Here is a 14,040-nt window from a genome sequence, read left to right as displayed (position 1 = left end):
CCATCACTGGCAGGGCTTTTTCATGTCCGCGAGGCGGGTTACTGACGAACCAGACGGTGGTTCGGCAGTTGCACGCTTTCAGTGCTGCGGTACGGGTTGATGTCCAGCCCGCCCCGGCGCACATAACGCGCAAACACCGTGAGTTTTTCCGGCTTCAGCAGGCGCTGCAGGTCGAGGAAGATCCGCTCCACGCACTGCTCGTGGAAGTCCGAGTGCTGACGGAAGCTGACGATGTACTCCAGCAAACTGGCGTGATCCAGCGCCGCGCCACGGTATTCCACCACCACGCTGCCCCAGTCCGGCTGACTGGTCACCGGGCAGTTGGATTTGAGCAGATGGCTGTGCACGCTCTCCTCCACCACCCGCGAATCGTCGCAGCGCAGCAGCTCAGGACGCGGGTGTTCGTAGTTGCTGACGCTGATATCCAGATCGTCGATGCACACGCCCGGCAGCGCCACGACGCCTTCGGCTTCGACGTCTTTCAGGCTGCGAACCCGCACGCCCACCGGTTTGCCGGCAGCAGCGGACAAATCCTTGACCAGCGTCGCCTCCAGGCTCGCGGTGTCGGCGAACGGCGTCTGGTTCAGCGAGTTCAAGTACAGCTTGAACGACTTGGATTCGATGATGTTCGGCGAATCCGCCGGAATGCTGAATTCACCGATCGCCACCACCGGTTTACCCGACGGCAGCAGCCACGACAGTTCGAAGCAGTTCCAGACATCCACGCCTTTATACGGCAGGGTCTCGGCGGTCAGGCCCAATTCGGCCCATTTCGCGGTGCGCGGGATCGGGAACAGCAGGGACGGCGTGTACGTGGCGATGTATTCGCTGGATTTGCCCAGCGGCGAATGTTCGGCTGCGGGATGCATGGCGGAAACCTGACTGAAGAATCAGCGGATTCTACCAGTCTTTGCTTCCGCCTTTGAGTGCTTACTGACTGACAGTCAGTTTGCCGACCATTCCGGCCTGGTAATGCCCGGGAATATTGCAGGCAAACTCCAGGTTCACCGCTTTGCTGAAGGTCCAGGTCAACTCGGCGGTCTTGCCCGGTTCCACCAGCACGCTGTTGGGGTCGTCATGCTTCATGCCATGCCCCATCGAGCCGTGATCCATGCCCGCCATGTCGTGGGACATTTCCTTCATGCCGGTCGGCGTCAGCATGCCGCTTTGCTGCATCTGCAACATTTCCTGCTGATGTTTTGCATGCATCGTTGCGTCGCCGAGGTTGAATTCGTGCAACAACTGGCCTTTATTCACCAGCACAAAACGAACGGTCTCACCGGCCTTGATCTCGATCGCCTTCGGATCGAAGCTCATGTCGCCCATCACCACTTCAATGCTGCGGGTGGCCTTGGCCGCCGGGGCCGGCTGGCCGAAGTCATAGGTGTGCGCCGGCGACGCCCACAGCGGCGAACTCAGCGCCAGCAGACACGCGACAAGGGCCAGACGGTTGCGCAAAAACATAGTCGTACTCCAATAAATCAAGGTTCAGCCTGTGGGAAACTCTAGCCCGCCTGCGCTGGCAGCGAACTGACAGAGAGATTACAACTTTGTCAGTTTGGCGCTCACCGCGTGAGCCCACGGTATAACGTCCTCGTTCCCGCTACCCGAGTCGCCCATGAAACTGCTGATCGTCGAAGACCAACCCAAAACCGGCCAGTACCTGCGCCAGGGCCTGACCGAGGCCGGTTTCAACACCGAACTGGTGGCCGACGGCACCACCGGCCAGCAATTGGCGTTGAGTGGCGACTATGCGCTGCTGATCCTCGATGTGATGCTGCCCGGACGCAATGGCTGGCAGATCCTGCAAGCGTTGCGCAGCGCCGGCCTGGAAACGCCGATCCTGTTTTTGACCGCCAAGGACACCGTGGAAGATCGGGTGCACGGCCTCGAACTGGGCGCCGACGACTACCTGGTCAAACCGTTCGCTTTCTCCGAACTGCTGGCGCGGGTGCGCAGCCTGTTACGCCGCGGCAGTTCCACGCCCCAGGAAACCAGCCTGCGCCTGGCCGATCTGAGCCTGGATCTGATCCGCCGCCGGGTCGAACGCAACGGTCAACGTATCGACCTCACCGCCAAGGAGTTCGCCCTGCTGGAAATGCTCCTGCGCCGCCAGGGCGAAGTGTTGCCTAAATCGCTGATCGCCTCGCAGGTCTGGGACATGAACTTCGACAGTGACACCAATGTGATCGAAGTGGCGATTCGCCGACTGCGCCTGAAGATCGATGACGACTTCCCCAACAAACTGATTCACACCGTGCGCGGCATGGGCTACGTCCTTGAAGAGCGTGCCGACTGATGCGCCGATTGTCCTTGAGCGGTCGGCTGGCGCTGCTGTTCGCCGGCTGCACCGCAGTGGTTTCGCTGGTCGCCGGGGTGGTGTTCAATCGGGCCAGCGAAGGCCACTTCGTCGAACTCGACCAGCAATTGCTCGAAGGAAAACTGCTCAGCGTGCGTCAGACTCTGCGCAGCGGTAGCGACGCCGCGCACATCACCGATGAATTGAGCCAACAGGGCGATGTTTCGTTGCGTATCAGCAGCTCTGAGGGGCAGCGCTGGTTCGGCCGCTCGTTGCATGCCCCGGTGAACCTGCCGCAACAGCCCGGCCTGGCCACCATCAGCGACAACGGCACCGACTATCGCCTGCTCAACGCTGCGCTTGAACCGGGAAAACCCGATTCCCCGCAATTGACCTTGCTGCTGGACATCACCCACCACCAGCACTTCCTGCAACGCATGCAGCATCTGATCTGGCTGACCGTCGGCCTCTCGGCGCTGGCTACCGCGCTGCTCGGTGCCTGGGCCGCCCGCAGCGGTCTTCGCCCGCTACGACGAATGAGTGCGGTCGCCCGTGGGATTTCGGCGCAATCGCTGAATGCCCGACTGCCGGAAGCCCGAATGCCCGCAGAACTCGCGGAATTGGCCCACAGCTTCAACGCCATGCTCGGACGTCTCGATGACTCCTTTCAGCGGCTGTCAGCGTTTTCTGCTGACATCGCCCATGAACTGCGCACCCCATTGTCGAACCTGCTGACCCACACTCAGGTCACTCTCACCCGCCCTCGTCCCCTCGAAGACTATCGCGAGGCACTGCACAGCAACCTGGAAGAGCTGCAATGGATGGCGCAGTTGGTAAACGACATGCTTTATCTGGCCAAGGCTGACCACGGCTTGCTGATGCCCAAGCGTGAACCGCTGGAGCTGGCGGAAGAAGCCGATGCGTTGCTGGAGTTTTTTGCGCCGCTGGCCGAAGACGCCAAGGTCAGCCTGAGCCGTGACGGTGCGGGGCGGTTCGAGGGGGATCGCGCGATGTTGCGTCGGGCGCTGTCGAATCTGCTGGATAACGCGTTGCGCTTTACCCCTGCTAACGGCGAAGTGCGCGTGCAGGTGGCCGAGCAGGCGAAATCCTTGAGCGTGACCGTGGAGAACAGTGGTGAAGGAATTTCTGCGCAGTTGTTGCCGCGTTTGTTCGACCGCTTCTACCGGGCGGATCCGGCGCGCCAGGAAGGCAGCAGCGAGCATGCGGGATTGGGGCTGGCGATTACTCAGTCGATCATCCGGGCCCATGGCGGGCAGATTCATTGCGAATCGGCTCAGGGCTGGACGCGGTTTGTGATTGAGTTGCCTCAAAGCTGATCGTTCCCACGCTCTGCGTGGGAATGCAGCCCGGGGGGCTCTGCGCCCTAAAGAGCCGAACGCGGAGCGTCCGTTGATGCATTCCCACGCGGAGCGTGGGAACGAGCATCAGGATGCTTAGGAATAACGCAACGCGTGCGCCGGTTCGATCTTCGCCGCCCGCCACGCCGGGTAAACGGTAGCCAGGAAGCTGAGGAAGAAGCCCGCCGAGCAGATCAGCAGCACGTCGCCGCCCTGCAATTCCGATGGCAGGTTGCTAACGAAGTACACATCCGAACTGAAGATGTGCTGCCCGGTCACTCGCTCGACCCAACCGACCATCTCACTGACATTCAGCGCAGCAATCACGCCCAGCACGCCACCAATGATGGTGCCGACGATGCCGATCACCGTGCCCTGCACCATGAAGATCGCCATGATCTGCCGTGGTGTGGCGCCGATAGTGCGCAGGATCGCAATGTCCGCGCCCTTGTCGTTCACCACCATGATCAGGGTCGCGATGATGTTGAACGCCGCCACCGCGACGATCATCAGCAGCAACAGGCCGATCATCGTTTTTTCCATCTTCATCGCGCTGAACAGGCTGCCCTGGGTGTGGGTCCAGTCGTCCGCCTTGAAGTCGGCGCCGAGGCCGGAGGCAATGTCCGACGAAACCTTCGGCGCGGCGTACAGATCCTTCACCGCCAGACGCACGCTCTGCACCTGATTCGGCTCCCAGTGCTGCATGGTGGCGGCGTCGGAGACGTGGATCAGGCCCATGGAACCGTCGAGTTCGGCTCCGACCTTGAACACGCCGACCACGTTCAGACGCTGCATGCGCGGGGTGATGCCGCCCGGTGCGGTGCTGACTTCCGGCACGATCAGGGTGATCTTGTCGCCGACATTGAGACGGAAACGCCGGGCGGTGATTTCACCCAGCACTACGCCGAATTCACCCGGTTTCAAGGCATCGAGACGGCCCTGAACAATATGCTGGGCAACGATCGACACCTTGCCTTCCTGGGCCGGATCGACACCGCTTATCTGGATCGGCTGCATCATGCCCTTGTAGGACAGCATGCCTTCCATCTCGGTGAACGGCACGGCGGCCGTCACTTCCGGGTTCTTCATCGCGGCGGCGGCCACTGGCTGCCAGTCGTCGATCGGCTTGACGCCGACGATGGTCGCGTGCGGCACCATGCCGAGGATGCGCGAGCTCATTTCACGCTGGAAGCCGTTCATCACCGACAGCACCACGATCATTGCCAGCACGCCGAGGGCGAGGCCGATCATCGAGGTCATCGAAATGAACGAAACAAAGCGATTGCGGCGCTTGGCGCGGGTATAGCGCGTGCCGATAAAGATCGATAACGGTCTGAACATTCGCTGGGGCACCGTATAAAAATAAAAGACCCGATGCCTTTTCAGGCACCGGGTTTCAAGCCGTCAGATGGGGGTCAGGCAACCTTCCTGCAGCTGCAGGACGCGGTCCATCTGGCGAGCCAGGTTCATGTCGTGAGTCACCACCAGAAACGCCGTGCGCATCGAAGTGCTGAGTTCCAGCATCAGATCCTGAATGCCTTCGGCGGTGTGGGAGTCGAGGTTGCCGGTCGGCTCATCGAGCATCACCAGCCCTGGATTGTTGACCAGAGCACGGGCGATGGCCACACGCTGGCGTTCGCCACCGGACAGCTCTGCCGGTTTGTGCTCCAGACGATGGCCCAGACCCACTCGCTCCAGCAAAGCGGTGGCACGCTGACGGGCTTCCGGGATCGCGGTCTTGCCGATCAGCAGCGGCATGCAGACGTTTTCCAGCGCGGTGAATTCCGGCAGCAGGTGATGGAACTGGTACACGAACCCGAGGGCGCGGTTACGCAGCAGGCCACGCTTCTTCTCGCTCAGCGCTGAGAGTTCTTCACCGTCGAGCCAGACACCGCCCTTGGTCGGCGTGTCGAGACCGCCCAGCAGGTTGAGCAAGGTACTTTTGCCCGAACCGGATTTGCCGACGATCGCCACCCGCTCACCCGGATGCAGCTCCAGTTGCAGGTTGGCCAGCACTTCCACCGACTCCGGGCCTTCCTCGTAGGATTTGCCCAGGTTGCGGCAGCTCAAGATTGCTTTTTCACTCATGCCCGACTCACTCATAACGTAGCGCCTCCGCCGGCTGGGTGCGCGCGGCACGCCAGGCTGGATACAGGGTGGCGAGGAAACTCAGGACCAACGCAGCGGCGCAGACCATGACCACGTCCTGGCTCTGCACCTGCGACGGCAGGTAATCGATGAAATACACGTCGGCGTTGAGGAATTTGTGTCCGATCACGCCTTCGAGGGCCGAAATCGCGGCGCTGACGTTCAGCGCGGCGAAGATCCCGACCACGGCGCCGATGGCCGTGCCGACCACGCCGATCACCGTGCCTTGCACCATGAACGTGCGCATGATCGTGCCCGGTGTGGCGCCCAGTGTGCGCAGAATGGCGATGTCGCCCTTCTTGTCGTTCACCACCATCACCAGCGTGGAAATGATGTTGAACGCCGCCACGGCGACGATCAGCAGCAACAGCAGGCCGATCATGGCTTTTTCCATGCGGATCGCCTGATACAGGTTGCCGTGGGTACGGGTCCAGTCGCGGGCGTAGTAACGGTCTTCGCCGAGGCGCTGGGCGATGTTCCACGCTTCACGCGGCGCCTGGAACAGATCGTCGAACTTCAGGCGCAGACCCTGGACCTGATCAGGCTTCCAGCGGTGCATCTTCGCCAGATCCTGCAGGTTGGTGACGCCCAGATAGCCGTCCAGTTCGCCAGCGCCGACATGGAAGATGCCGACCACAGTGAAGCGCTTCATGCGCGGGAACATCCCGGCCGGGGTCACACTGACTTCCGGTGCGACGAAGGTGATCTTGTCACCGATGCCCACGCCGAGCTTGGTCGCGGCCTTGTCGCCGATCACGATGCCGAAGCTGCCCGGCGTCAGATCGTCGAGTTTGCCCTGCTTCATGAAGTTGTCGATGATCGAGACGTTGCGCTCCAGCGCAGGGTCGATGGCATTGAGCAACACCTTGGACACCTGGCCGTTGTTGGTCAGCAACCCCTGCATCTGGGTGAAAGGCGCGACGGCCGCCACCTGCGGGTTCTGCTTGACCTTGGCGGCCAGGCTCGGCCAGTCGTTGATGGCCTCACCGGACTCGATGGTCGCGTGGGGCACCATGCCCAGCACGCGGGTGCGCATCTCATGATCGAAGCCGTTCATCACCGACAGCACCACGATCATCACGACCACGCCAAGGGCGAGCCCGATCATCGAAGTCAGGGAAATGAATGACACAAAATGATTGCGACGTTTTGCACGGGTATAACGCGTGCCGATAAATACGAAGAGAGGTCTGAACATGTCGGGGCTTGTTCGGAGGGAAAAGGAACGTCCTTGTGGCGGGGGTCGATAACCAGCTTTACACTCAGACCACCGCCGCTACCATGGGTTCGCCATGTCGACATTAGATGAAGAAGATCGCCGCGAATACTACCGTATCGAGGACATGATCGCACTGGAAATTCGGCCCCTGTCCGCTCCCGAAGCCGCAGGCCAGGAAGTGTTGCAGGATGCTTCTCCACTGTTCAACCTGCTCAGCGAACTGCACCTGAGCGAATTCGAGTCGCAGCACCTGCTGCGCCAGATCAGCGAACGCGACCGCGCCATCGCGGCGTTCCTGAAATCCCAGAACAAACGCATCGACCTGCTCAGCCAGGTGGTCGCCCTGACCGTGCTCGGCCATATCGGCGAGCCGCAGCCAGTGATCATCTCCGAGGGCGGCATCGACTTTCAGCACCCGACCCCGATCGCCACCGGCGCTCACCTGTCGGTGAAACTGGTGCTGATGCCCCAGGCCCTCGGCCTGTTGCTGCGCGCCCGCGTGACCCATTGCGACCGCAAGGGCGACGGCTACGACGTCGGCACCGAGTTCGAGCACCTGACCGACGCCCAGCGCCAGTTGCTCGCCCGCTATATCTTGCAGAAGCAGGCCCAGGAACGACGTCTGGCCCGCGAACAGAACGAATCAGGCATCTAAATTAAGGAAGAACCGTGACCCTTATCTACGGCCACCGCGGCGCCAAGGGCGAAGCACCGGAAAACACCCTGAGCAGCTTTCAGGAATGTCTCAAGCACGGCGTACGCCGTTGCGAGCTGGACCTGCACCTGTCCAAGGACGGCGAGTTGATGGTCATCCACGACCCGACCCTCAAGCGCACCACCGACCGGCGCGGCAAGGTGGTCGAGCACACCGCCGCCGAGCTGGTGACCTACGACGCGCGCAAGGGCGGCCCGGGCTGGATCAAGCCATGCCCGATTCCAACGCTGGAAGAACTGTTCGAAAAGTGTGATTTCGAGCACTGGCAGCTGGAAGTCAAAAGCGCTTCGCGCACCCGCGCCGCGACCACCGTGCTGGCGATCCGTGAAATGGCGGTCAGACACGGACTGCTCGACAAGGTGACGATCACCTCGAGTTCGCGGGAAGTGTTGAAGGCTGCGCTGGATCTGGTGCCCGACGTATCACGCGGCCTGGTGGCCGAGTACGCCTGGCTCGACCCGCTGAAGGTCGCGCAAAGTTACGGTTGCGAGATTCTGGCGTTGAACTGGACGCTGTGTACGCCGGAACGCCTGCAAAAGGCGCAGCGTCAGGGGCTGCATGTGTCGGTGTGGACCGTCAACGAGCCTGCGCTGATGCGCAGACTCGCCGACTTCGGCGTTGACAGCCTGATTACAGACTTTCCCGGTTTGGCCACTGCCACCCTCGGGAATGGCTGAAATCGGTCTCCCCGGCCGGCTCAGGCCACCGGCCGGAGCCCGTCAAAAAAGCCGGTTGAGGCCGTCGTACGCCGCTACCCGATAGGCTTCGGCCATGGTCGGGTAGTTGAACGTCGTGTTGACGAAGTACTTCAGGGTGTTCAGTTCGCCCGGCTGGTTCATGATCGCCTGACCGATGTGCACGATCTCCGACGCCTGATAACCGAAGCAGTGAACGCCCAGCACTTCCAGGGTTTCACGGTGGAACAGGATCTTCAGCATGCCTTGCGGCTCGCCGGCGATCTGTGCCCGCGCCATGCTCTTGAAGAACGCCTTGCCCACTTCGTACGGCACTTTGGCCTGGGTGAGCTCCTGCTCGTTCTTGCCGATCGAGCTGATCTCAGGAATGGTATAGATGCCGGTCGGCACGTCATTCACGAAACGCCAGCTGCCATTGTCGACGATGCTGCCGGCGGCCGAACGGCCCTGGTCGTGGGCGGCACTGGCCAGGCTCGGCCAGCCGATCACGTCACCGGCGCCATAGATGTTCTGCACACAGGTGCGGTAGTTCTCGTCGACTTCGATCTGGCCACGGCTGTTGACCTTGACCCCGATGTTTTCCAGACCCAACTGGTCGGTGTTGCCGGTACGACCGTTGCACCAGAGCAAGGCGTCGGCCTTGATCTTCTTGCCGGACTTCAGGTGCAGGATCACGCCGTTGTCCACGCCTTCGACGCGGTCATATTCTTCGTTGTGACGCACGGTGATGTTGTTGTTGCTGAAGTGGTAGCTCAACGCCTGGGAAATTTCCGAGTCGAGGAAGCTCAGCAACTGACCGCGGTTGTCCACCAGTTCGACCAGCACGCCCAGACCGCTGAAGATCGAGGCGTATTCACAGCCAATCACGCCGGCGCCGTAAACGATCAGTTTGCGCGGGGTGTGGCCGAGGCTGAGGATGGTGTCGCTATCGTAGATACGCGGGTGGTGGAAATCGATGTCCGCCGGGCGATAAGGACGCGAACCGGTGGCGATGATGATGTGCTTGGCCACCAGTTTCTCGACCACGCCGTTGGCGCAGACCACTTCGATGGTTTGCTCGTCGGCGAAGCTGCCGGTGCCAAAAAACACGTCCACACGGTTACGAGCGTAGTAGCCGGTACGCGAAGCGACTTGTTTGGAGATGACTTTCTCGGCGCTTTTCAACACGTCCGGAAAGGAGAACCAGCGCGGCTCGCCGATCGCCCGGAACATCGGGTTGGTGTTGAACTGCATGATCTGCCGCACCGAATGACGCAGGGCCTTGGACGGGATGGTGCCCAGGTGGGTGCAGTTGCCGCCGACCTGGCGACGGCTGTCGACCATCGCCACCTTGCGCCCTGCTTTGGCGGCGTTCATTGCCGCGCCTTCTCCCGCCGGGCCGGAACCCAGCACCACCACGTCGTAGTTGTAGACAGCCATGCGTACTCCTCAGAACAGGCCGCGGTGCCAGCAGCACCGGCGGCTAAATCACGCCGAACGACGGCGCGAAGGAACAATTGGGGGCCAGTAGAAAACCCGGACACAGTCTATAGAAGCGTCAACGCCGCGCACATTAACCCTTGGTCGCGTCGTAGGCTACTTTTGCCTGCACTACAACGCCAGCTTTCGTACTGTTCTCAGTCAACTTTTGCACGACTGAGCCGTTCAAAAGCGTGACTGGTGCGTGTGACGAAACCTGTATCGGCACGAATCACAAAGAATGCACCAATGTCGTGTTTTTCGGCATAGTCCCAGGCCCTTTCAGGCCCGAGAATCAGCAACAGAGTCGATAGTCCATCAGCCATCAGCGCTGAAGGATGAATCACCGTGACCGACGCCAGGTCATGTAGGACGGGCGCACCGGTCCGGGCATCGAAAGTGTGGGAATAGCGCCGGCCATCCTGCTGAAAATAGTTGCGGTAGTCACCGGAGGTGGACAGGCCGTAGCCATCCACATTAATGACGCGCTCTGCCACCTGCTGATCGTCTTGCGGTTCTTCCAGAGCGATACGCCACGGCGAACCATCAAGCTTCTTGCCGGACGCCTTGAGCTCGCCGGTGGCTTCCGCGAGATAGTCATGGATGCCCAGGGCCTCGAGCCGCGCAGCAATGGTGTCGACCGCGTAACCGGCGGCGATGCTGTTGAAATCCACCTCGACCGCCGCATCCTTGCACAACCGGTCGCCGTCGATGTGCAGGTGTTGATGACCGACTCGCTGGCGCACTTCGGCCAGCGCCGCCTTATCCGGGACTTTTTCTTCCCGCCCCTGCGGGCCGAACCCCCACAGATTCATCAGCGGTTCGACGGTGAGGTCGTAGGAGCCTTCGCTTTGTTGCGACAGCTGCTCGCCCACACGGACCAATTGAAGGATCGGCGCGGGCATGACCTGACAGCGATCAGCCGGCAATGCGTTGAAGCGCGAGATGTCGGAGTCTGCGCGGTAAGTCGACATCTGCCGGTCGACATCCGCGAGGATTTTTTCCACTTCGACACGCACCTCCTGCGGCGCAGGCAGATTGGCGTGGCGCACGTACTTGATCGAATAGGTGCTGCCCATCGTCGGGCCGTCGAAAGTCTCCAGGGAATCACCGTTGCCGCAGCCGGACAAAAAAACGCTCAGCAGCACGAGAATCCCCCAGCGTCCAGTTAACAATTCTTCATCTCCCCGCAAAACCGCGCCGGCCATTATGGGCTACGAGCGCAACGCTTTCTTACAAGATTTAGAGCGAGTACCTACCCATGTCCTCCACGACCGGCAAAGGCAAGGCGATTTTTCGCGTTGTCAGCGGCAACTTTCTCGAGATGTTCGACTTCATGGTCTACGGCTTCTACGCCACGGCCATTGCCAAGACCTTCTTCCCCACCGACAGCGCCTTCGCATCCCTGATGCTTTCTCTGGCCACTTTCGGCGCCGGCTTCCTGATGCGTCCGTTGGGGGCGATTTTTCTCGGTGCCTATATCGACCGTCATGGCCGCCGCCAGGGCTTGATCATCACGCTGGCCCTGATGGCGGCCGGCACCGTGCTGATTGCCTGCGTGCCGGGCTACGCCACCCTTGGGGTTGCCGCGCCACTGATCGTGCTGTTCGGCCGCTTGCTGCAAGGCTTCTCGGCCGGTGTGGAACTGGGCGGCGTGTCGGTGTATCTGGCGGAAATCGCCACGCCGGGCCGCAAGGGCTTTTTTGTCAGCTGGCAGTCCGCCAGCCAGCAAGCCGCCGTGGTGTTCGCCGGCCTGCTCGGTGTCGGCCTCAACCATTGGCTGAGCCCCGAGCAGATGGGCGAATGGGGCTGGCGTGTGCCGTTCCTGATCGGCTGCATGATCGTCCCGGTGATTTTCGTCATCCGCCGATCGCTGGAAGAAACACCGGAGTTCCAGGCGCGTAAACATCGCCCTACCCTGCAGGAAATCGTCCGCTCGATCGGTCAGAACTTTGGCATCGTCATCGCCGGCATGGCGCTGGTGGTCATGACGACGGTGTCGTTCTACCTGATCACTGCCTACACACCGACCTTCGGCAAGGCGGAATTGCACCTGTCGGACTTCGATGCGTTGCTGGTGACTGTGTGCATCGGCCTGTCGAACTTCTTCTGGTTGCCGGTGATGGGCGCAGTGTCCGACAAGGTCGGGCGTAAACCCCTACTGTTGGCGGCGACGATTCTGGCGATCCTGACCGCTTATCCGGCGCTGTCGTGGCTGGTGGCGAACCCGAGCTTCAGCCATTTGCTGATCGTCGAATTGTGGCTGTCGTTCCTGTACGGCTCGTACAACGGGGCAATGGTGGTGGCGCTCACCGAGATCATGCCGGTAGAAGTTCGTACGACCGGATTCTCGCTGGCCTACAGCCTGGCGACCGCAACCTTCGGCGGATTTACGCCGGCGGCCTGCACTTATCTGATCCATGTGCTGGACAACAAGGCGGCACCGGGGATCTGGCTCAGTGGTGCAGCGGTATTGGGCCTGATCGCCACGCTGGTGCTGTTCCGTGGCAACAGGCACGAACTGCGCACGGCACAAGCCGCCATCCCCCGCTAAGGCAAATCGCGCACAAACAAAAACGCCCCGACCAAAGTCGGGGCGTTTTCATTTGCAGCTAAGGCTTAGCGCGGGAACGCTGGCGGGTTTACACCGGCCATGTCTTCCATTACGCGAACCACCTGGCAGCTGTAACCGAACTCGTTGTCGTACCAGACGTACAGAACAACGCGGTTGTCCTGAACGATGGTCGCTTCAGCGTCGACCACACCGGCGTGACGCGAGCCCACGAAGTCGGTCGAAACCACTTCCTGCGAATTGACGAAGTCGATTTGCTTGTGCAGATCGGAGTGCAGCGCCATGTAACGCAGGTACTCGTTCATCTCTTCACGGGTGGCGGCTTTCTCGAGGTTCAGGTTGAGAATGGCCATCGACACGTTCGGCGTCGGAACACGGATCGCGTTACCGGTCAGCTTGCCGGCCAGCTCAGGCAGGGCCTTGGCAGCAGCGGTGGCAGCACCGGTCTCGGTGATGACCATGTTCAGCGCGGCGCTACGGCCACGGCGATCGCCCTTGTGGAAGTTGTCGATCAGGTTCTGGTCGTTGGTGTACGAGTGAACGGTTTCGACGTGACCGTTGATGATGCCGAACTTGTCATTCACGGCTTTCAGCACCGGCACGATGGCGTTGGTGGTGCAGGAAGCGGCGGACACGATCTTGTCGTCAGCAGTGATTTCGTTGTGGTTGATACCGTGAACGATGTTCTTCAGCTTGCCCTTGCCAGGCGCGGTCAGAACAACGCGGTCGATACCCGGACACGCTAGGTGCTGACCCAGACCATCGGCATCACGCCATACACCGGTGTTGTCCACCAGCAGCGCATCTTTGATGCCGTACTGGGTGTAATCCACTTCGGTAGGGTTCTTCGCGTAGATAACCTGGATCAGGTTGCCGTTGGCGGTGATGGTGTTGTTTTCTTCATCGATGGTGATGGTGCCGTTGAACGAACCATGTACCGAATCGCGACGCAGCAGGCTGGCACGCTTGGTCAGGTCGTTTTCGGCGCCCTTGCGCACCACGATGGCACGCAGACGCAGGCCGTCGCCGCCACCGGTTTTCTCGATCAGGATACGCGCCAGCAGACGGCCGATACGACCGAAGCCGTACAGTACAACGTCGGTGCCTTTGCGTGCCGAAGCGTTTTGCTGGCCAACCACGTCAGCCATTTCTTCGCGAACGAATTGCTCGGCGGTGCGGCCGTTGCCTTCGTTGCGGAATTTGTACGCCAGCTTGCCCAGATCTACCGAGGCCGCGCCGAGCTTGAGTTCGCTCATGGCCTTGAGCAGTGGGAATGTTTCGTGGACGGAGAGTTCGCTGTCGTCGGCAGAACGGTGGCGAGCAAAGCGGTGAGCTTTGAGAATCGCGATGACAGACTGGTTGATCAGGCTGCGGCCATAGATCGAGCTCACCACGTTGTTGTTGCGGTAGAGCTGACCGATAAGCGGAATCATCGCTTCTGCGAGTGCTTCACGGTCGATCCATTCACCAAGACACTGGTCGGGCTTCTGAGTCACGGTAACCTTCCACATGTAGGGGCAGAAAAAAGGGGCTACATTATGCCGCCGAGAACCTCTTGTAGCAATGCGCGCTTGTC

13 protein-coding genes are annotated in these 14,040 nt (G+C 60.9%); 5 read left to right on the top strand and 8 right to left on the bottom strand.

Annotated features, from left to right (window positions below; all coding sequences use genetic code 11):
* Positions 1-38: 38 nt before the first annotated feature.
* Complete coding sequence (queF, locus tag ACTJK7_RS24845; protein ID WP_064381075.1) at positions 39-869, bottom strand: NADPH-dependent 7-cyano-7-deazaguanine reductase QueF; 831 nt, start codon at positions 867-869, stop codon at positions 39-41.
* Positions 870-930: 61 nt separating this feature from the next.
* The gene (gene copI, locus ACTJK7_RS24840; RefSeq protein ID WP_108562845.1) at positions 931-1,464 is read right to left on the bottom strand and encodes a copper-resistant cuproprotein CopI; all 534 of its coding nucleotides are present in this window, start codon (positions 1,462-1,464) and stop codon (positions 931-933) included.
* 154 nt (positions 1,465-1,618) lie between these two features.
* On the opposite strand from copI, the gene ACTJK7_RS24835 reads away from it, so the two are divergent.
* Together ACTJK7_RS24835 and ACTJK7_RS24830 are read left to right on the top strand one after the other, a co-directional pair.
* Positions 1,619-2,299, top strand: a complete 681-nt coding sequence (locus tag ACTJK7_RS24835) for a heavy metal response regulator transcription factor (protein ID WP_440780718.1) — start codon at positions 1,619-1,621, stop codon at positions 2,297-2,299.
* Positions 2,299-3,636: a heavy metal sensor histidine kinase gene (locus ACTJK7_RS24830; RefSeq protein ID WP_108562846.1), complete on the top strand. Its 1,338-nt coding sequence runs from the start codon at positions 2,299-2,301 to the stop codon at positions 3,634-3,636. Before ACTJK7_RS24835 ends, ACTJK7_RS24830 begins: the two co-directional genes overlap by 1 nt.
* 117 nt (positions 3,637-3,753) lie before the next feature.
* Here the strand turns inward: ACTJK7_RS24830 and ACTJK7_RS24825 are convergent, their stop codons facing one another.
* From ACTJK7_RS24825 to ACTJK7_RS24815, 3 genes are all read right to left on the bottom strand, one after another.
* Positions 3,754-4,998: a lipoprotein-releasing ABC transporter permease subunit gene (locus ACTJK7_RS24825; protein WP_108562847.1), complete on the bottom strand. Its 1,245-nt coding sequence runs from the start codon at positions 4,996-4,998 to the stop codon at positions 3,754-3,756.
* Between the two features lie 63 nt (positions 4,999-5,061).
* Positions 5,062-5,745 (bottom strand): lipoprotein-releasing ABC transporter ATP-binding protein LolD, encoded by a 684-nt coding sequence (gene lolD / locus ACTJK7_RS24820; protein WP_162831788.1) that lies wholly within the window; start codon positions 5,743-5,745, stop codon positions 5,062-5,064.
* 7 nt (positions 5,746-5,752) lie between these two features.
* The gene (locus ACTJK7_RS24815; RefSeq protein ID WP_011335182.1) at positions 5,753-7,003 is read right to left on the bottom strand and encodes a lipoprotein-releasing ABC transporter permease subunit; all 1,251 of its coding nucleotides are present in this window, start codon (positions 7,001-7,003) and stop codon (positions 5,753-5,755) included.
* 94 nt (positions 7,004-7,097) lie between these two features.
* On the opposite strand from ACTJK7_RS24815, the gene ACTJK7_RS24810 reads away from it, so the two are divergent.
* Together ACTJK7_RS24810 and ACTJK7_RS24805 are read left to right on the top strand one after the other, a co-directional pair.
* A complete protein-coding gene (locus ACTJK7_RS24810; RefSeq protein ID WP_007968195.1) occupies positions 7,098-7,679 on the top strand; it encodes a PilZ domain-containing protein in 582 nt (193 codons plus the stop codon).
* 14 nt (positions 7,680-7,693) lie between these two features.
* On the top strand, positions 7,694-8,416 hold the full coding sequence (locus ACTJK7_RS24805; protein WP_064381085.1) for a glycerophosphodiester phosphodiesterase: 723 nt from the start codon (positions 7,694-7,696) through the stop codon (positions 8,414-8,416).
* Between the two features lie 42 nt (positions 8,417-8,458).
* Here ACTJK7_RS24805 and sthA read toward each other — a convergent pair whose 3' ends face one another.
* Positions 8,459-9,853, bottom strand: coding sequence for a Si-specific NAD(P)(+) transhydrogenase (gene sthA, locus ACTJK7_RS24800; protein ID WP_007953019.1), 1,395 nt, complete (start codon positions 9,851-9,853; stop codon positions 8,459-8,461).
* A 197-nt stretch (positions 9,854-10,050) separates the two neighbouring features.
* Positions 10,051-11,100, bottom strand: a complete 1,050-nt coding sequence (locus tag ACTJK7_RS24795; RefSeq protein WP_234420581.1) for an FAD:protein FMN transferase — start codon at positions 11,098-11,100, stop codon at positions 10,051-10,053.
* 53 nt (positions 11,101-11,153) lie between these two features.
* Here ACTJK7_RS24795 and ACTJK7_RS24790 point away from each other — a divergent pair, with 53 nt between their 5' ends.
* A complete protein-coding gene (locus ACTJK7_RS24790) occupies positions 11,154-12,446 on the top strand; it encodes an MFS transporter (protein WP_085654378.1) in 1,293 nt (430 codons plus the stop codon).
* Positions 12,447-12,511: 65 nt separating this feature from the next.
* Here the strand turns inward: ACTJK7_RS24790 and ACTJK7_RS24785 are convergent, their stop codons facing one another.
* Positions 12,512-13,975 carry a glyceraldehyde-3-phosphate dehydrogenase gene (locus tag ACTJK7_RS24785; protein ID WP_011335187.1) on the bottom strand — a complete coding sequence of 488 codons (1,464 nt, stop codon included), beginning with the start codon at positions 13,973-13,975 and terminating at the stop codon, positions 12,512-12,514.
* Between the last annotated feature and the right edge of the window lie 65 nt (positions 13,976-14,040).

Source organism: Pseudomonas sp. 22085 (genome assembly GCF_052045815.1).
In the GTDB taxonomy this organism is placed as follows: domain Bacteria; phylum Pseudomonadota; class Gammaproteobacteria; order Pseudomonadales; family Pseudomonadaceae; genus Aquipseudomonas; species Aquipseudomonas glycinae.
This window is presented reverse-complemented; position numbering and strand designations above follow the sequence as displayed.